This window comes from Aequorivita vladivostokensis (genome assembly GCF_000952855.1).
Taxonomy (GTDB): domain Bacteria; phylum Bacteroidota; class Bacteroidia; order Flavobacteriales; family Flavobacteriaceae; genus Aequorivita; species Aequorivita vladivostokensis.
Window position 1 is genome coordinate 335,640 of the sequence record NZ_JSVU01000001.1, and the last position, 17,451, is coordinate 353,090.

Annotated in this window: 17 protein-coding genes; 6 read left to right on the top strand and 11 right to left on the bottom strand. The window is 33.1% G+C overall.

Annotated elements, in window-relative coordinates:
• From MB09_RS01490 to MB09_RS01500, 3 genes are read right to left on the bottom strand one after another with little or no spacing between them, the layout of a single operon-like run.
• A complete protein-coding gene (locus MB09_RS01490; protein ID WP_045079084.1) occupies window positions 1-1,851 on the bottom strand; it encodes a DUF262 domain-containing protein in 1,851 nt (616 codons plus the stop codon).
• A 4-nt stretch (window positions 1,852-1,855) separates the two neighbouring features.
• On the bottom strand, window positions 1,856-3,088 hold the full coding sequence (locus MB09_RS01495) for a restriction endonuclease subunit S (protein ID WP_045079085.1): 1,233 nt from the start codon (window positions 3,086-3,088) through the stop codon (window positions 1,856-1,858).
• Window positions 3,081-5,699, bottom strand: coding sequence for a type I restriction-modification system subunit M (locus tag MB09_RS01500; RefSeq protein WP_045079086.1), 2,619 nt, complete (start codon window positions 5,697-5,699; stop codon window positions 3,081-3,083). The genes MB09_RS01495 and MB09_RS01500 overlap by 8 nt, the downstream gene beginning before the upstream one ends.
• A gap of 254 nt (window positions 5,700-5,953) precedes the next feature.
• On the opposite strand from MB09_RS01500, the gene MB09_RS01505 reads away from it, so the two are divergent.
• The 3 genes from MB09_RS01505 to MB09_RS16080 all read left to right on the top strand — a co-directional run bounded on the left by MB09_RS01505 (window position 5,954) and on the right by MB09_RS16080 (window position 7,538).
• Complete coding sequence (locus MB09_RS01505) at window positions 5,954-6,160, top strand: hypothetical protein (RefSeq protein ID WP_045079087.1); 207 nt, start codon at window positions 5,954-5,956, stop codon at window positions 6,158-6,160.
• On the top strand, window positions 6,142-6,765 hold the full coding sequence (locus MB09_RS01510) for a zeta toxin family protein (RefSeq protein ID WP_084709006.1): 624 nt from the start codon (window positions 6,142-6,144) through the stop codon (window positions 6,763-6,765). The genes MB09_RS01505 and MB09_RS01510 overlap by 19 nt, the downstream gene beginning before the upstream one ends.
• Before the next feature lie 596 nt (window positions 6,766-7,361).
• Window positions 7,362-7,538: a hypothetical protein gene (locus tag MB09_RS16080; RefSeq protein WP_165586663.1), complete on the top strand. Its 177-nt coding sequence runs from the start codon at window positions 7,362-7,364 to the stop codon at window positions 7,536-7,538.
• Window positions 7,539-7,714: 176 nt separating this feature from the next.
• Here MB09_RS16080 and MB09_RS01520 read toward each other — a convergent pair whose 3' ends face one another.
• The 6 genes from MB09_RS01520 to MB09_RS01545 form a co-directional block, all read right to left on the bottom strand.
• Complete coding sequence (locus MB09_RS01520) at window positions 7,715-8,617, bottom strand: relaxase/mobilization nuclease domain-containing protein (protein ID WP_045079090.1); 903 nt, start codon at window positions 8,615-8,617, stop codon at window positions 7,715-7,717.
• A complete protein-coding gene (locus MB09_RS01525; protein WP_045079091.1) occupies window positions 8,592-9,047 on the bottom strand; it encodes a hypothetical protein in 456 nt (151 codons plus the stop codon). Before MB09_RS01525 ends, MB09_RS01520 begins: the two co-directional genes overlap by 26 nt.
• The gene (locus MB09_RS01530) at window positions 9,022-10,467 is read right to left on the bottom strand and encodes a type IV secretory system conjugative DNA transfer family protein (RefSeq protein ID WP_045079092.1); all 1,446 of its coding nucleotides are present in this window, start codon (window positions 10,465-10,467) and stop codon (window positions 9,022-9,024) included. The genes MB09_RS01525 and MB09_RS01530 overlap by 26 nt, the downstream gene beginning before the upstream one ends.
• Window positions 10,468-10,605: 138 nt before the next feature.
• Window positions 10,606-11,322 (bottom strand): hypothetical protein, encoded by a 717-nt coding sequence (locus MB09_RS01535; protein WP_045079093.1) that lies wholly within the window; start codon window positions 11,320-11,322, stop codon window positions 10,606-10,608.
• 15 nt (window positions 11,323-11,337) lie between these two features.
• A complete protein-coding gene (locus tag MB09_RS01540; RefSeq protein WP_045079094.1) occupies window positions 11,338-12,414 on the bottom strand; it encodes a hypothetical protein in 1,077 nt (358 codons plus the stop codon).
• Window positions 12,415-12,469: 55 nt separating this feature from the next.
• Complete coding sequence (locus tag MB09_RS01545) at window positions 12,470-12,955, bottom strand: hypothetical protein (RefSeq protein ID WP_045079095.1); 486 nt, start codon at window positions 12,953-12,955, stop codon at window positions 12,470-12,472.
• Window positions 12,956-13,276: 321 nt separating this feature from the next.
• Between MB09_RS01545 and MB09_RS01550 the strand changes: the two genes are divergently transcribed.
• A complete protein-coding gene (locus MB09_RS01550; protein WP_045079096.1) occupies window positions 13,277-14,884 on the top strand; it encodes a hypothetical protein in 1,608 nt (535 codons plus the stop codon).
• A 229-nt stretch (window positions 14,885-15,113) separates the two neighbouring features.
• On the opposite strand, the gene MB09_RS01560 is transcribed toward MB09_RS01550, so the two are convergent.
• Both MB09_RS01560 and MB09_RS01565 read right to left on the bottom strand, forming a co-directional pair.
• Window positions 15,114-15,383 (bottom strand): helix-turn-helix domain-containing protein, encoded by a 270-nt coding sequence (locus MB09_RS01560; protein ID WP_045079098.1) that lies wholly within the window; start codon window positions 15,381-15,383, stop codon window positions 15,114-15,116.
• A gap of 29 nt (window positions 15,384-15,412) precedes the next feature.
• Window positions 15,413-16,621, bottom strand: a complete 1,209-nt coding sequence (locus tag MB09_RS01565; protein ID WP_045079099.1) for a site-specific integrase — start codon at window positions 16,619-16,621, stop codon at window positions 15,413-15,415.
• A 238-nt stretch (window positions 16,622-16,859) separates the two neighbouring features.
• On the opposite strand from MB09_RS01565, the gene MB09_RS01570 reads away from it, so the two are divergent.
• Together MB09_RS01570 and MB09_RS01575 are read left to right on the top strand one after the other, a co-directional pair.
• On the top strand, window positions 16,860-17,114 hold the full coding sequence (locus tag MB09_RS01570; RefSeq protein ID WP_045079100.1) for a GIY-YIG nuclease family protein: 255 nt from the start codon (window positions 16,860-16,862) through the stop codon (window positions 17,112-17,114).
• Window positions 17,115-17,215: 101 nt separating this feature from the next.
• Window positions 17,216-17,383, top strand: coding sequence for a GIY-YIG nuclease family protein (locus MB09_RS01575; RefSeq protein ID WP_240484792.1), 168 nt, complete (start codon window positions 17,216-17,218; stop codon window positions 17,381-17,383).
• Window positions 17,384-17,451 lie beyond the last annotated feature (68 nt).

Genomic DNA, 17,451 nt, shown 5'->3' on the forward strand with positions numbered 1-17,451 from the left:
TTAGTTTTTGATGCTACACAATTCTTCAATTTGTTGATAAAGCAACGTGGTTCGAGCTATCATAAATTCTTCGAATTGATCTTTTTTAAGCATTTCTATCATTTCCTTTGAAATGAACTGCGAGTCCATTATTTCAAGAAATTCATCGTATTTGTTTGCTTCTATATACTGGTTTTCAAAATCAGTTATATAATCGCTCGGTAAGCGTGAACTAATGCGTTTATTGTTTGTCTCATTTGTTATGAGCGCAATGTTTGCTATGTTATTAATAATATCATCATATTTATGCTTCTCATATTTACTTGAAATATTTTTCCCTAATTCTGATTTCTTCGGGAAAATATGATGCTCTTCTAACTTGTTTTCATTTGTTACATCTTTCAATGGTGTAAAGCCATTATAAAAGTCTTTCGCATTTTTTGATTTTAGCAAAAGCAACATTCCTCTATAAATTTGTTGGCTTCTATTAGAATAGTGCGCATCGAATAAGTTAAGATTGTCGATGGAGTTATTTTCCAAATACGTTAAATTTCTAGTATTATCGTTAATCATTCGCTTTAGCTTTTGAGGCAGTGTTGTTCTGTCATCAACTAGCAAATCATAATCTTTTGCAATACGCTCACTTTGTGCACCCGGATATCTGTTTTTAAGCAAGGTGTTCCAAAAATAAGACTTGAGAAATTCATTTTGCTTTACATCAATAGTGTCGAAATGAGAAATAGCTCCAGCTAAAAATTTAAGAATAGGATTGTATCGCCTTAGTTCGGTTACTTCCACATTAAAATTCTGGTCCATATACTGAATTACCTTAGTAAATTTGTCGTGAAGTAATTTAGTATTCTGCATTAACTGTTCAGTGTTCAATTTTAATATTTCACTTCCCTTAAATTTCTTGTTGAGAATAATCATTGAAAGTTGAAGCATATCGCTGTCCTCAACAGGTAGTGTTACCGTATCTAAATCGAGGGCTTCAATATTTACGAAATAATCTTTATCTACACGTCCATTAAATTTAATGATTTTGTAGTAGGAGCGAAGGTCAAAAAAGCCTTGGTCAAATTTCCGATAGGTTTTGGCAACCATAATATCAAAAATAGAAAGCTTGGTGTTTTTCGTATTGATACGTTCAAAAACCTCCAATACTTGTTCCAAACTTCCCTTTTGCTCGATGTCGTAAACCTTTCTTGATAAAACTGTGTTTTCCAGTTCTTTTAGTTTTTGACTGTATTCGTATTGAAACTGAAACATTTTAGCCCTTTCCTCGGCATTATCTTTATTGAACCAATCTTCTACTATCTTGGACTCAAAATGAAAGGCGTGTTTTATTTTTACAAATCTTGTGTTGAATTTTTTGAACAGTTCTTCTTCAGAAAGTTCTTTTAGCATAAATGGTTCTTGAGGATTTTCCTCGTTTTCAATTCTTTCATCATCAAAAACCCATTTTAATTCGGCATCATCACCTGTGTAATGTGAATCCCAATAGAGATTTAATTTCTCTTTCTTTTTACTATTGTTCCCTTTAAAAATTGGTTTTTTGGTAAAAGCCAAGGTTAATGCGGTGGTACGTTGTTGTCCGTCCAAAAGATAAACCACATCTTCAGGGCGATCTTCAGGGATTTTAATATCCTTTACTCTTGCTCCAACTGCGCGCCGTGCAAGTTCGTCACCACCTTTCCAGATAAGAATAGAACTAATGGTGTAGCCACGATAAAGACTATCAATCAACAAACGTACTTGGTTTTTATCCCAAACGAAAGGCCTTTGAAATTCAGGTAGCCAAATTTCTTCTTTTCGGGATAAATCGATAAGCGACTTGATATTTACTTCAGTATTTGTAATATTTGGTTTCATTTTTTTATGCCTTAACTTCTACTTTCCCATTTAATAAATCTTGCATTAGACCCTTTTTGATGTTTTGGTGTTTTTCTAGATTTTTTAGTTCTTGTTCTATTAATTTATTAATTGAAGTAAGTTTATCTGACATTAACTTTTGTTCTTTTAAACTTGGTTTAAATACCTTAAATGACTTTATTTTATCTAAGCCCAAATCTGGAACTCCAATACTTTGGACCTCTATTTTTATTTGTTTTTGTAAATGGTTAGATTTAATATATTCCATTAAAAAAGCTGGTAGTATTTTATCCTCATTCACTCTAATCATACTTGCACTATGAAGAATGCTAAATTCTGGCATCCACGGTTCTACAAGACACACTTTACCCAAACCAGCTCCTATTCTGGTAAAAACTAAATCTCCATTTTTTAAATCTGTTTTTTTTCGGTTCTTTAAATGAGCTTTTAGAGATATATACTTGCACTTTTCAAATCTAATTTTTTCGTTTTTATCAAAATCTTTGGGTGAAATAATTGGTATTCCATCATCATAATAAGTAGGTGTAAAGTGGTCTCTATCTGTTATTTTTAATGTTACATTTTCAAAATTTTCTATCTCCCATTCAACAGGGATCATTCCTAATATGCTTTCCTTATATAGCTCAGGGGCGTCTTTATATTTGGGCCTTAAGAGTCTTGTTTTAATATCAATACCTTTTGAAAATAAGTCTTGTACGATTCCTTTTTTTATAATTTTGTATTTGTTGATGCTTACTTCGGTGATTCTAATAACTTTATCAATTGTATCAAATATTTCTGCAATTTTTTTTTGTATCTCTATATTATTTGGATATTTTATCTTGAAGATTTTGTACAAATCCTTTGGAACGTGTGGAACTCCTGTCCCAGTTCTTTGATTCTGAATCCAAGGAAATTTACTATCAAGATAATGATATAAATACTCGTTGTTTATTTCACCCTTAACTGTTAACTTTGAAAAAGTCGAACCAACCACGCCATTAAACCCTAGTGCTACTAAACCTGACCTTTCGCCATCCCAAAGCATTAATATGTCGTCCTCTTTGCAAGTTATACTCCCAATAGGGTTTGCCCAAGTGAGAGTATTGCCTCCAACTGCTTCAGTATTTATAAGCGGTAAAAAATTATCTTTATTAAAGTCAACCTGCTCTGAAATTTTACCTTTTTTAAAGTCTACTAATTTACCTATCGGCTCTTCTATCCAATTCTTATTCATAGCCCAATTGAATTAGGTATTCGTTTAAATTTCTTGCTTCTGCATCCCTAGAAGTCAAAATTTCTTTTATTGTAATTCTATACTTTGAATATAAGTTTTGTATGGCTTTCACATAATCATTTATAAAAGCTTTTACGTATGCCTTGTATTGATTCTGTAGATCATTTTGCCAACGTTCTAAGATAAGTTGCTTTGCTTCCTTTTCAGAGATTTTAGAACGGGCTGCATCAACGAGCTCATCCTTTTTGGCTTCTACGGCTTTTATATCTGCTTTTAAATCACGAAGTTCCTTGGTAAATTCATTGTGGTTTTTTAATTGTCCATCAATTTCCAGCTTTTTATTTTCAGCATTTTTTAGTTGGTTAGATTCTAGAGTTTCAATTTTTTGTTGCAGGTTTTTTATTTCATTAGCATCAGCATTATCTGATTTCAACAGGATTTTCAATGCAGCTTTAAAATCCTTTATTTCTTTCTTAAACTTTCTGATGTCCGCAGCCTGAGTTTTTAGTTTTGCTTTCAAGTTTTTAACGGTTTCTTTTGACAAGATTCCACTTTCTTCATCCTCTTCATAATCTTCTTGTTCGGCAGCATCAAAAAGCGTTTCCAATTCTGCAATACGGTCTTTGTCGTTTTCAAATTGTTCCAATACTTCAGGAAACTGACTTTGTAAAATATCTTGTTCGGGAATTAATTCTGGTCCCCAACCGCTGGCAGCAACACTCTTAAAATCAGTTTTAAGCGAATCCCAAAAACCTGCAAAAGCTCCACGAATTTCGTGCACATCAAGTGCCTTAAATTTTTCTAAATCAGTTACGATAGTTGGCAATACCTTATTCCGTAATAATGAAGGGTTGTTGGTGCCAGGAAGATTTTCAAAATCTTTTTTATGGGTATTCCACCATTTATCGATATTTGATTCGTATTCGGCATACTTCTTTGCAACCTCCTCACTTTTTTCAATGAAATCTTTAATAGCATCTTTGCTATCTATGTGTTCTGAAAACGCTAAGAATTCCGCATCAGAGAGTTCAAAGATTTTTTTATTGATATCAAAAAGTGTTTTTGATTGGTCATTTAGGATATCAACTTCTTCTTTAGGAATTCCGCCATTAAGGTGAGCTTTTACGTTTTGAGGTTCTTCGTCAGGAGAATTGTCTACATATCTGCGAATGTTTAAGTTATAGTCTTCCTCCTTTATTTCATCAACCGTTACCATTCTGCTGTATTTTGGAATGGTTGCCTTGGTGTCGTAGGTGTTGGTAATTTTTTCAATATCCTCAGGGCGAAGTTTATTCTGGTTTTTACCTTCTTTATATTCAGCATCCGCATTGATGAAGAGAATTTCTTTTCGATCTTTGGTTTCTTTTTTGTTAAAAACCAAAATACAAGCTGGTATTCCTGTTCCGTAAAATAAACCTGAGGGCATACCAATAACTGCTTCTAGAATTCCGCGACTAATAAATTTAGCTCTGCATTCCTTCTCGTCACCACCTCTAAAGAGAACACCGTGTGGCATTACTACTGCCATTTTACCGTTGTTCTTTAAAACACTTACCATATGTTGCACAAACATAAGGTCTGCTTTCTTTCCTGATTCTGGCATAAATGTGTGAAAACGCTCAGGAAATTTCATTTCTTTTTTGGAGTAATTCTGTGAGAACGGCGGATTGGCAATTACCCTGTCAAAGGTCATTAACTTACCGTCTTCAATATGTTCAGGCTTTTTAATAGTATCTTCATTACGAATATCAGCATTCCTAATTCCGTGAAGAATCATATTCATTTTACAGATTGCCCAAGTAGTTCCACTATCTTCTTGTCCAAAAATTGAAAGGTCTCGCGAATTACCACCATTTTCGGCTATATAATCTTTTGCTTGAATTAACATACCCCCCGAACCAACTGCCGGATCATATATACTCATTCCTTGTTTCGGAGCTAATATTCGTGTCATTAATCGTACAACTTCTGAAGGTGTATAGAATTCCCCGCCCTTTTTTCCAGCACTATCCGCAAAATATTTAATAAGGAATTCATAGGCCGCACCCAGGAGGTCGGGAAATTCAAAATCTTCATCCTTAAGAGGGATGTCATTAAATTTTTCAATAAATGAAACCCATTTGGCATCATCAATTGTTTTCTTTCCTACCTTACGATTGTAGTTGATGTTTTTAAGTACATCCTCAAAAACTTCGGGTTTAGCATCTTCAATAGCGTGTAAGGCTTTGTTAAGTCCTGAACCAACATCTTTTTTTAGATGGAGAATACCTTTGAAGTTTTTCTTTTCTTTACTTTTTTCTTGTGAAAGTTTTGCTTTTTCTTCCTCTGTTAATGTCCATCGTGCTATTGGAGGAACGAAAAAGTCGTATTTGGCAGGATTTGAAAGCTGACGTTCAATAAGGTCAGAACGCATATTTTTTGCTTCATACTCTTCTTTAAGTTTTTTGCGCTCTTCAACAAATTTATCGTTTGCCCGTTTTAAAAAGAGCATCCCAAAAATGAACTCCTTATACTCAGAGGCATCCATTTTTCCACGTAGTTCGTCACAAGCTTTAAGTAAGAGAGATTCAAGTTTGGAGAGCGTTAGTTTTTGTTTTTTTTGAAAGGTCATTATGGTTATAAAGGGCTAATTTCTGTTATGAATTTTATTTTACCAAATATAACGGTTTGTGTCAGATACTTCAAAGCAACGACCAGTCATTTAAATTGATTATATTTAACGCTGTTCAAGGAATGTTAATTACTAAATAATACTGTGCGTTGTTTCTATCCATAATTTATTCAAATTAGTGATACTGAAGACTATGATGAATATGATATAATTGATATGAACGTGATTAATATTAATTTAATACCTTTGCACCAATGAAAAAAGATAAGACAGAAATGCAATTTACTGCTGGAATTTCTTACCAAGAACATATTAAGAGGGCTGATAAGGTTTATGAAACTATCGTTAAGCCTCAAGTTATTGCTGAGAAAAAATTAGAAAAGAGCGCAAAAGGAAATTCTCATAAAATAGAACTTACCCCTGCTCAAAAAGCGCTTTCGCATTGTCCAAGCCCTATTTAATAATAGTTGCTGGATGTAATGGTTCTGGGAAATCTACTTTCTCCCAGTCATATGTGGAAAACATAGTCCCCTTTGATTACGATAAGAGATTTATGGAAATTTACAATGCTATGCCTGATAGTGAATTTCGAGAGGAGATAGCTAAAAACAAAACAACAGAAGAATTTAAAAGCTCCATAAATGGAGCTTTTTCTAATAAAGAAAATTTCTGTTATGAAACAAATTTTGACTCGCACCCTCTAGCCTGGGCTGAAAAAGCAAAGGAACTAGGCTACCGCTTAGAGCTTCATTTTTATTGCTTAAACTCTATAGATTTGGCAAAGAAGCGCGTTGCTCAACGGACTCGCTATAAGGGGCATTTTGTAAGCAACAATACAATAGAAATTAAGTGGAAAGAGGGGTATAAAAATCTGAATCTTTATTTTGATTTTTTTGATTTCGTAATGCTTATTGATAATTCTTCTGACGAACATAGACTTCTCAATTTGTTTTCATTAGAGAAACAGAAGAATGGAGAATTTAAAGTTGCCCAAAATAGTGAGTGGATTCCTAAATACGCTAAAAGACGTTATCCTCGTATTTTTGAGATTTTAAAAAAGAGTTAGCAAGCTTTAGCTTTTATATTGTTCCTACTCTTCAATTCAATTTTCCGAATTGAAATTTCAAGTTTTTAAAATGTTAACGTAAAAAAGCATCTTGGAAAAGATGTTTTTTAATGATTGAACTTTGGTAGGTTTCTAATATTAATAGCTTTTAATATTATTCTTGTGAGGAAGAAACCGGCAACATATGCCAAAATTAAAATTGTTTTAAAATAGTCTTCAAGAATTATTTCTGGACCAAAGGTATTAATGATGAGATATATTATACCGAAATAGAAAGTATTATAGAGCAAGCTTCCGAGTGTTCCCCATCGTTGAGTTAGGAGAAATTTTAACATCGCGATATTTAAAAATATTATAATAACAATCGAAATAAACATCCAATTTTCTTTTATAATTGGATTTATAATACTCCATAAAAAGTTGATGGTATTTATTGGGAGGTTTATGAGAAGTTGCACAAATTGTTCTAGGGTTGTCATATTCTATATATACACTTACTTTAAAATTGGTCAAAGTATAATAAAATCAAACAAGGCTAAAGGGCCTGAAAATAAATATATTGAATAATACCTAAAAGGAAGGTAAAATAAATATCTATGGCAGACATTAAATTAATAAGTAAACTTCACGATAGAGAGTATCTGTGGAAAGATGATGGTACTGTCTGGGTTACAGCAGAAAATGGCAAGAAAATAGAGCCATTCAAGATTGATGAAAAGAGTAATCAATTTACTGACGTAAAAATTGAAAACTCAGATGTTATTTGGAAATAAAAACTAACAGTTTTTTGAGAATAAACAGACGCTTTCTTTAATAAGGGGTAGTTTGCAAGATTGCGTTTTATCTGATAAATCTCTAAAACGCAGTCTTGCCAAAGGAGACCTTTGGAATCCCTAAACAAAAAATAGCGACCGTTTGGTCGCTATTTTTTAAAGAAGATAATTCTAGCTTAAATTTCTTGCTCAATATTTTTATCTGAATCCAGTCTTAGATTTTTAAGAGTATCCAATCTGTTTTCTCCCTGCTTGCTTAACTCTTTAATTCTTTCTGAAGAATATCCCAATGTTTTTAATCGATATCTTCTTTTCTCACCTTGAATACCCGCGATTGAACCGCCGCGTTCATATAATTTTAATCCCTCTGATTCAAGTTTTTTAAAGAACTTTTTTGAGGTTTTAGCTGAATTGAACACTTCAGCTATCTTGAGTTGAAGTGTTTGTTTTTCACTTCTTTTACCTTTCAGATTTAACTGATACTCGGCATCTTTAAGTAGTGTTTGGTCTTTTTTTTTAGAATGTTGAACATTGCTAAATTTAAGTCCGAGTTCCTTTTGTTGCCATAGTTCCATTCGTTCCTTAACTTGCTGAAATTCCTTCTTGGATAGTCGTACTGTTTTTCCGGTAGCGAACTCAACTGCCGACAAAATGTTATGTATATGTAAGTGATCTTTATCAGAATGCATTGTGCTTACCACAATAGAATTCGGTGAGCGTTCTTTAGCATATTTTCTAGCAATTTTCAGGAGCGTATCGGTCGGAAGGTCTTTAGTGTCCTTTTTATGAAAGGAAATAATTTCGTGGGATGCTAAATTTGCATTTTTTCTTTTGATCTTTCGTTTCTTATTATTTCCTACAAATTGATCAAATATATTTTCGACACGTTTTTCTAACCATACCATCTGCTGTTCCATATCGTTTTCCGCTTTTTCCAGTAAGGCTTCAAAAGGTCTATCTCCTCTAATAAAACGAGACATAACAAACCCAATGTCTTTCTGTTCTTCTTTTGAGAGTATATATCTAAGCGCATTTTGTAACGCCTTTTTAGATTTAATTGCTTTGCTCTTTATTATCATAATTTTGAATGTTGTGAATTTTTAATTCTAGTTCTTCAATCTTAGCTATAGTTTCGTATGCTAATTCATTTTTATCATCTAAAAGATTTTCTTCGATGTAAGAAATAATGAGCATTAATTGCTGTTGTATCTCAGCTAATAAATCTCGTTGAATAAAGTTTAGAGAGTTGTTGTCTATTGCAGTACAGACTGCTTGGTAAAGAAACTTTGAAGTAGATAGACTTCCCTTTTTGTTTTTAATTTTTGATAACATTTCTGGCTCAAATCCTAACGTAAATTCCTTTCGGGTTTTCCTTCTTTGTTTATGATAATGCCGGAAATAAAGTTTCCAGTATGCCTTTTTAGCTTTCACTATCTCTTCATTACTAGGATTCTTTTTTTCTGAAAAAACTTCATCTAAATATTCATATACGCTCTTGTACTTCATCATCTATAGTTTCAGTGTTGATATCTAAGTACTTGGCAGAGTAGGAGGGTAGGTCTTCTTTGTAGTCTTCAGGAAGCTCTGTTTCGGATAGTTTTACGAGTTGTGGTTGCTTATAGTAGGGCTTAATATTCGCATATATTGGTCGAATACCAGATGGAATTATAAGCACCTTGTTTTTGGGCATTGTCCTTATTTCATCACTGGTCATTAAGCTACGTGTTCGCTTATTTCCCTTCTCATCTTTAAAAGAATACTCGCCTAATATTTTTTGCAGCTGATTACACTCTTCAGTGAGTCCCGTGAAATATACTTTTGTAGCAGCGTTATTAAGTATGGTTTTAGCATTAAATTCTCCATAGTTATTGTGCAACTGCATTTCGCTTTGTAATATCCCCAGAATACTCGTGTGGAATTTCCTCGCATTCGCAAAAATATTTGAGAGATTAGGTAAATGTAAGCTGGACAATTCTTCAAGAATTACAGATATATGAAGATCGTCTTCCTGTGGAAGCTTTGAAAATATATAAGAAAAAAACTGTTCCCAAAAAATACTTAAGATAGTGCTGTAATAAGACATATCTCCTAATGGTAGGCGTAAGTAAATTACCGTTTTTTCTTTTCTCAATTGAGCAAAATCAATGGTATCATTACTCGTTAAATCACTAAGGGTTTGGTCATTACCAATAAAATTTAGACTTGCTAGTGCTGATGAAATTATGGATGCCCTCGTGTTTTCAGAATTACCTATGAGTGATTTATATTTTTGCCAAAGATGCTCAGGAGCATTTTCAGCAAACAGTGCATCAATTTTTTCTGGACTTCCTTGTAATAATTCAAGTAAATTAAAAACTTGAGCCAGATGATGATACTCTTTATCTGTTGTCGATAAAAGGTAGTTAATCATTAAGCCAATTAACTCAACCGATTTATTCGCCCAGAAATCAAATTGGCCGTCTTTTGTAGTAGAACGAACCAACATTTGAGCGACTTTATTTATATCGGCATTATTTTTAATTCTGTGTAAAGGGTTGTAGTAGACAGAACCTTCTTTTTCACCAAAGTTCAAAGTCATAACCTTAAAACCTCTTGTTATAAATTGATTCTTTGTTTTTTCTAGAATTTCTCCACTAGGATCATTTATTATTAATGAGTGGTCTATGTTATAGCAACTAGGTAGTATTATTGTCGTTGTTTTACCTCCCCCACTTGGCGATACTACAATCATTTGTTCTTCACTTTGCTTCACAGATAGGTGTTTTGTGCCAGTCACACAAAACCCCTTATTATTCGCGGAAACTAATTTTGATTCCCTTTCAAAACGAGCTTTGTGTGTATGGTCTTTTTTAGAAAGAGCAATTGAAAGTTGGTCAACTCCCTCTTCAAGCATTTCTAAACAGTAAATAAAAAATTCTTTTAGTTTCATTTTTCAAAGGATTTTTGGAGAACGGAATTAATTGCTTGCAACATCATCTCAGCTCCTTTGGTCACAATAAATAGTGCGACCAAAGCGAGTTTGAGACAGAGTTTAAATAATAGAGCAAGCCATTTCATAGTCTATTGTTTATAGGTTAGCTTTTACGGAATAAGATATTTTTAACTCTTCAAAAATTAAGTCGTAAACTCTAAGTATTTCTCTAAACTGAAGATTGTCATCGCTATTTTTTGCTTGATATACGATAATTACCTCAATATTCGAGTAATCTAAGGATGTGTCAAACTCATTTAATAATTTTGTGGCAATGCTTTTTGGATTATGTTGTAACTGCTTACGATCTATATTCCGATAGAAAGAAAAGCCTCCCACTTCAGCATTATTTTCCAACAAGTCCGAAAATATAAACAGCTGACTATCCGCTCGTGGAAATTGAGATAAATAATTTAGTTCTCTAGAAATTCCAGATACTATAGTCGATTTTTTCTGTTCCTCTAATAGGATGGGATTTTCGACGATATTTGTTATAGAGTCGATAAATTCCTCAATCTGATGTTTTCGAAGAATGTTATTACCTGTAAGTTTATTTTCCCTTGGAAGCATAGCGGAATATCGGAGATTGTAATCAACCTCTGATAAGTAGCCTTGTCGAAAAATGTATTCATCCCAAATATCTATATTAATATCAAGGTATTTAATGAGTTCTTTCGCATTTGGTTGTGCAAAAAAATCTTCTTCTGTGCGGTCAGTAATTACTGATTGTATGTGACTGCGGGTTTTATCTTCTTTGTTCGAAGAACAAGAGAGTATTGTGATAATTATAATTATATTAAAAAAGGTTTTCATAGTATTTAATTTTAGTTATTCACGTTTTTGATAAAATGTTTGAAGGGGCTCTAGACCTTTATTGAAACATACTGGAACTAACTTATCTGGGCGATACTTGATATTCGTTTCTATAAAGAGATTGTGAGCAATCCTTAATTTAGAGAGGAGTTCAAGCTCGGTGTTCTGTGCATATTGTGAAACTTGAAGACTTGTTACGCGGTGTGAGATATTTGTATTCCCTAGATCATTGCGCTCCATTAATACCCGGTCTTTCTCCTTTTCTAAATTTTTAAGCTCTTTTTGCCGAACATTGAGCTCGTCAATTTTAATCTTTTCCTCTTTCGTAGGTTTATTAAAATAGGCATACAATGCCACCGATATGAAAATCAGGTAATTAAACAAAACAAAAGCCATTTCACTTAACCCTTCTGAAAATACATTCGCATAATTACTTAACTGTATTATTCTGAGGTTTGCTAGATAATAAAAGCAGGATATAAGAAATAATGAGAGAGCAACCGAAATTCCAATTTTTTGAAATTTTGTTTTACCAAGTCTTATAAGGGTCGGACTATACTCACTAAATATGAGTAGTGAAAGCCCATATCCTATTGCTAGTATTATTGCTCCATAAAATGGTAATCCAATAATTTCGAATAAACTACTGGCTAATACCGTGTCTGCTCCTAATATTGCATAAAGAAATGGGCGCCGCCGCTTCCATCTTCTATCTTTATTTACAGTTGATTGTTCAAACCGTTGAATTTCGGCCTTCTTCAATCCAATTTTGTGATTAAAATTATTTATTTCATTACTGATTTCTCCTTCACGTAATTCTAACTGTTTCCCTTTTTCAACCGCACCATAATGATTAATTTCAGGTTGATTTTGCTTTTTAGCTTCAACAATAAGGTCTTGATATTTCGCAGGAATAAAATCTAAATAGGTTTTACCTTCTTGAAAATCAACCTCTGGTTTATTACTAGAAGCATATTCTTTTGCTTTGTGTTCAACATCTTTTAGAAACTTTTCGTGTTCTTCATTTATGTGAGTTTCCAATTTTGGATTTCTGTACTGATATACAGTTACTGTGTGTGTATGTTTTTTCATAATATTTAATTTAAGGGTTAAAAAAAGCACCCCCACAATGGAGATGCAACTAAAACTATTTTTCAATTTCAGCTTTCAGCCAAATTAATGAGTTGTTATCACTGTAAATATTTAAAGCTTGCTGCGTGAGATGTTGCGAGTGATTCCGAAATTTTTCTTTAAGTGATTGAGTTGAGTGCCTTTCACTTAATTGGAATTTTGTAAAAGCTCGAACAAATAAGTATTTTGGGCTTTTAACGCGTACGGAATGTTCCCTTGCCGTGTAAACGATATCGTCAAAACAATCGTTAGCTCTCTCAAGAATTTCAATTTCTTTCTCCTCGGAGTTTCTGTATAAAAGACTATAGTGTTTCCCCTTTATATAAAAGAAATACATTTTCAATCCTGGGCTTAATTCTTCTGAATCAATTTGGTTAAGTTGTTCAAATCCACTTTCTCTACCAAGTGGATTTTTGATAAGATCATTAATGTTTTTGAGATGTTGAAAAGTTTCCTTCTCGATTTGTGCAGTGCGCTCAGCGCTTAAATTTGAATTGTGCATATATATGGATTTAAGAGTTACAAAACGGTACTCTCAAAACCACTTGTGGAAGTTGACAAAATAATCTTATGTGATAGATTATTTTCAAGTCTTTAGTTGCGCTAACAACTTTTGACTAGCTATTTCCTCAAGGTGTTTTTGAGGTCAATAGTGGCCCGAAACATTTTCGGGCTTTTTTTTTGCCCGTAGGTAAGCCACTAAATAACACTGCTAATTAAAAATAGATGCCAGTAGAAGAGAAATAAATATTTTATATAAATTAACTTATGTTTGTATATGTGAATACAATTCAGTCCAAAAAGTAGGTTGTAAATCATAAATATGCATTATAATCCAATCGAGCTAGATAAACTTAGAAAAAAAGTGCGAGTCGCTTTTATGTTGAGACATCAGGATGATGATGTTAAAAAAAACTCAATTTATGATGAGGCAAAATCATATAATAATAGTTTTCTACTTGCACTATCTAAGGATTTAAATGATTTATTTGGTGATAAAGCACCTAAAGCCCCTACTTTGTACAATCTTTATTTTGAAGAAAGAACATCTTTCAGAAAAGCAACAATTAATTACTTAAATGCGTATTGTGACTCTCAAAATTCTTCAAAAGATAGCAACACTAAAAATCTCGGTACTTTAAACGAAAACAAAAATAGTCTTAAAAGAATAAGAGGAAATGTATCTGAATTTTTGAGAAGTAATTACCTTAAAATCATAGGTTATTTATTTTTTTACCTACCTTTTATAGTCTTTCCTATTGCATCTATAGGTATATATAAAAACTTCAAATCTGATAAAGATCCGTCCAAAAAAGCTACAGGATATTTTTTATACAGCGGGATGATTTTTTTGTACATATGTGTCAATATTCTTGCAATAATTTTTCTTGCTAAAAGTAATTTAGGAATGTTAATAGATGCAAATCAATCATTTGACTCACGAATATATGGAAATGGAATAGTATCTGTATCTAATCTTACTAAGGATGGTAGGGGTCAAAAACAAATAGTTACACAAAATAGTACAAATGCCAGAGTTGGAGATACTATATTGGTTTCTATATTGGTAGGTAATATTAGTTCAGAGCCAATAGAAAATATTGACATTGAATTGTCGCCTAGGATTTCTGGTAGTAATAAAAAACATACTTTTTCAGGTAGTCTTTCTGGATATAAGACTGACATACTTTTTGATAATGCTTTTGTAAACACTAATAGCAGTACAAATATGCGCTATATTGACAAAAGTTATATGCACTTTGAGAATTTGCAAAGTGATTTATTATGGTTAAATTCAGATGATAGAAATGACCTGTATGCTGGTGGATATAAAATTGATAAGTTATATCCTGGAAAGAAAAATTTTTCGATTATTAGTTCATTATACGTTGTAGAAGAATCGACTCTTAACTCTGGGATTTTTCACAGTGACCCTGCGGGTAAAAATTTGGGATTTTTCACGGTGAACAACTGTCAATTTAAATGTGCTAATAAATTAGAGAGTATTAATGTATCTAGCCTCAAAAAAGACGATACCTTTAATTTTTTCACCTTTGTAGATTTTCAGAATATTGGCACTGTCAATATTACAAATGCTAGGGCGAAATTATTTGTTGATACATCAGAATCTGACAAATACCTTAAAATAAATGCAGAACTTTCTGGAGATAATGTTCTTCCAATTTACGACAGCGTTAAAATATTTTATGACAATAAAGATTTATATTTAGGGGTGATGGAGGCTTACGTAGAAAACCAACACGGTGATACTAACCCTAAAGATTGCGCAGGATATAATTTAATTGAGTCTTTAAAAATAAATGAAATAGAGGATTTAGTTGCAGAAATAGGTACTCTTGATACGTACAAAGGCGGTTTCTGCGATCAAGGATATTTTGTTGTTCATTTTCAAATTTCTAGGAATAATTAGCGTTTCATATCTTTTTTCCCTAGATTCCTACTCCTGAGATTGGCTAATTCGGATATTTTATTTTTTTTAATTTCTAGATGAAACGTTCTACTCCCATCCCTTAAAGCCCCAATGTACTCTATGTTTGACTCTGTTTGAACCAACTGCTCAATGAGTGAAGGATTATACTTGGCGAGAAAGTAACCATTGTTGAAACCTTTAATATATAGATCTGTATATGTTGCTTCCATTAAAAAGTGTTTTTTGAGTGTTGTTTAAGATATTCCATTATAGAATCATAATCATAAAGGATTATTTTCTTCTGGGGCTGAGTGAATACAATTGCTCCAGTATCTCGCAGATTTTGGAGGGTGGTTTTACTTTTGATATTTAAAAGTTCCATTGCTCGTTCTGTAGAAACCCATTTATCTTGAGAGATTTTATGTTTCTCTTTTATGCGTTCAACAACTTCTTCAACCAAAGAATAAAAAGCTTCATCTTCTAAACAGATTACATTCATTTTATAAAGATTTAATTCTAAAAATACATTTAAAATTTTAAAACTACATCCAAGGCCTCATCTTCTTCATTATGGATGAAATTAGATTGATAATTAACAGTGGTGGTTATTGAAGAGTGCCTGTAGAGCTTTTGAAGCATCTGTATTGGTATTTTAGCACCTGAAATATAACCAAAGCTATGCCGGGCAATATGCATTGAAATACTTTTATCAATCTTGGCTAATGTAGCCACTTTACTTAAATGCCGGTTAAACTTTCTTGTGGCTGTTTGAATTTTACGTGTTACATCTTTGGAATCATTAAGTTTTGCCTTCTTTAATTCAGGAAAAATGAAATCATTCTTTTTTATATCAGATGTTTTATAACCATCTAGAATTTGAAGTGCTTTCTCAGGCATTTTAAGGCTTACTAGCTTCTTATTCTTACTCATACGGTAATTGAGTCGTCCATCAGTAATATCCCCCCATTTAAGGCGTAATACGTCGCCTACACGTATGCCCGCGAGATAAAAAGAGAAAAGCCATACGTTCAGTGCGTGTTTCTTTGCTAGGCTTTCGAGGTTTAATGATTCGAGTTTGATAATTTCATCCTTATTGAGACCAACCTTATCGCTCTCAGGAATGCGTATTGTTACTTTCCCTCTTCCAAACGGATAAATATCGCGGTCAATTACTTCGTCACGAATAGCAATATTAAAGGTAGTACGGATAAGAATAAGGTAGTTCACAACAGTTCTTTCTGAAAGCTTTTTATCTCCTAATAGGTAACTTTTAAATCTATATAAAAACGACTCGGTAATATTTTCAAACGGTAAGGTTGTAGTTTTCGAAAATTCTTTAAGAACTTTAATTCGACCTTCTTCAGTCTTTGCTTGATGATGTTGATTTCTTCTTATTAAGGTTTGAATATGTTTTTGAGCCAAATCAAAAAAATTAGTATCACCTCCCTTTTGAATTCGTTGTTTGATATAGGAAACTGAAGTTGATTTAGAATCACTCTCTACTTCAAGGACTGTGTCACTGATTTTAGCCATTTTAGATAACAAGAGATTATTCAATCGTCTAGAGTTAGGATGATTCTTCTTAACAATGCGCTTTTGGTCATCCCATTGGTTCTCGGCGATATTAAATCCAGTATAGATGTAGGATGATTTTCTGTTTTTTGTCACTCTAATAGCTAAGGGAAAAAGTCCCTGGCTATTCTTCTTTTTTCGTAATATTGCAGTAACTGTACTCATAATGAAGATGTTTTACATTCATAAAGGTACAACATAGGTACAACATTTGGTGGTTTTATATGGTTTCATTTGTATTAATTTACACACAATACGTTGACAAACAATAATATAAAGAACACGTAATTACATAAAGATACATAGTACTTAAAACTCATAACCCGAAGGTCACAGGTTCGAGTCCTGTTCCCGCTACAACATAGCCCCAAGGAAACTTGGGGCTTTTTTATTTTTTGCATAGATGGAAGAATACGTGGTTTACATACTGGCTTCGTCTAAAACGGAAAAACTTTATAAGGGCCATACCTCCAACCTGATCGAACGTTTTAAATCGCATAATGCACTTTCGAAAAAAGGTTGGACAATCCGTTATAGGCCCTGGAGCGTGGTCTTCGTACGTTTTTTTAAGACCAAAAAGGAGGCCATGTGTTTTGAAAAATACCTCAAGACGGGCGTCGGGAGGGAATGGATCGCCAAAAACATACATTTTGGATAGCTCGTCAAGCCCATATCCGCCGCGGCGGACACAGGTTCGAGTCCTGTTCCCGCTACAACATAGCCCCAAGGAAACTTGGGGCTTTTTTATTTTTTGCATAGATGGAAGAATACGTGGTTTACATACTGGCTTCGTCTAAAACGGAAAAACTTTATAAGGGCCATACCTCCAACCTGATCGAACGTTTTAAATCGCATAATGCACTTTCGGAAAAAGGTTGGACAATCCGTTATAGGCCCTGGAGCGTGGTCTTAGTACGTTTTTTTTAGACCAAAAAGGAGGCCATGTGTTTTGAAAAATACCTAAAGACGGGCGTCGGAAGGGAATGGATCGCCAA

Coding starts and splice junctions, on each gene's coding strand:
- MB09_RS01540 (WP_045079094.1), bottom strand. CDS start 12,414: ATGAAAAAACATACACACACAGTAACTGTATATCAGTACAGAAATCCA.
- MB09_RS01550 (WP_045079096.1), top strand. CDS start 13,277: ATGCATTATAATCCAATCGAGCTAGATAAACTTAGAAAAAAAGTGCGA.
- MB09_RS01545 (WP_045079095.1), bottom strand. CDS start 12,955: ATGCACAATTCAAATTTAAGCGCTGAGCGCACTGCACAAATCGAGAAG.
- MB09_RS01500 (WP_045079086.1), bottom strand. CDS start 5,699: ATGACCTTTCAAAAAAAACAAAAACTAACGCTCTCCAAACTTGAATCT.
- MB09_RS01565 (WP_045079099.1), bottom strand. CDS start 16,621: ATGAGTACAGTTACTGCAATATTACGAAAAAAGAAGAATAGCCAGGGA.
- MB09_RS01570 (WP_045079100.1), top strand. CDS start 16,860: ATGGAAGAATACGTGGTTTACATACTGGCTTCGTCTAAAACGGAAAAA.
- MB09_RS01505 (WP_045079087.1), top strand. CDS start 5,954: ATGAAAAAAGATAAGACAGAAATGCAATTTACTGCTGGAATTTCTTAC.
- MB09_RS01495 (WP_045079085.1), bottom strand. CDS start 3,088: ATGAATAAGAATTGGATAGAAGAGCCGATAGGTAAATTAGTAGACTTT.
- MB09_RS01535 (WP_045079093.1), bottom strand. CDS start 11,322: ATGAAAACCTTTTTTAATATAATTATAATTATCACAATACTCTCTTGT.
- MB09_RS01490 (WP_045079084.1), bottom strand. CDS start 1,851: ATGAAACCAAATATTACAAATACTGAAGTAAATATCAAGTCGCTTATC.
- MB09_RS01575 (WP_240484792.1), top strand. CDS start 17,216: ATGGAAGAATACGTGGTTTACATACTGGCTTCGTCTAAAACGGAAAAA.
- MB09_RS01560 (WP_045079098.1), bottom strand. CDS start 15,383: ATGAATGTAATCTGTTTAGAAGATGAAGCTTTTTATTCTTTGGTTGAA.
- MB09_RS01525 (WP_045079091.1), bottom strand. CDS start 9,047: ATGATGAAGTACAAGAGCGTATATGAATATTTAGATGAAGTTTTTTCA.
- MB09_RS01520 (WP_045079090.1), bottom strand. CDS start 8,617: ATGATAATAAAGAGCAAAGCAATTAAATCTAAAAAGGCGTTACAAAAT.
- MB09_RS16080 (WP_165586663.1), top strand. CDS start 7,362: ATGGCAGACATTAAATTAATAAGTAAACTTCACGATAGAGAGTATCTG.
- MB09_RS01530 (WP_045079092.1), bottom strand. CDS start 10,467: ATGAAACTAAAAGAATTTTTTATTTACTGTTTAGAAATGCTTGAAGAG.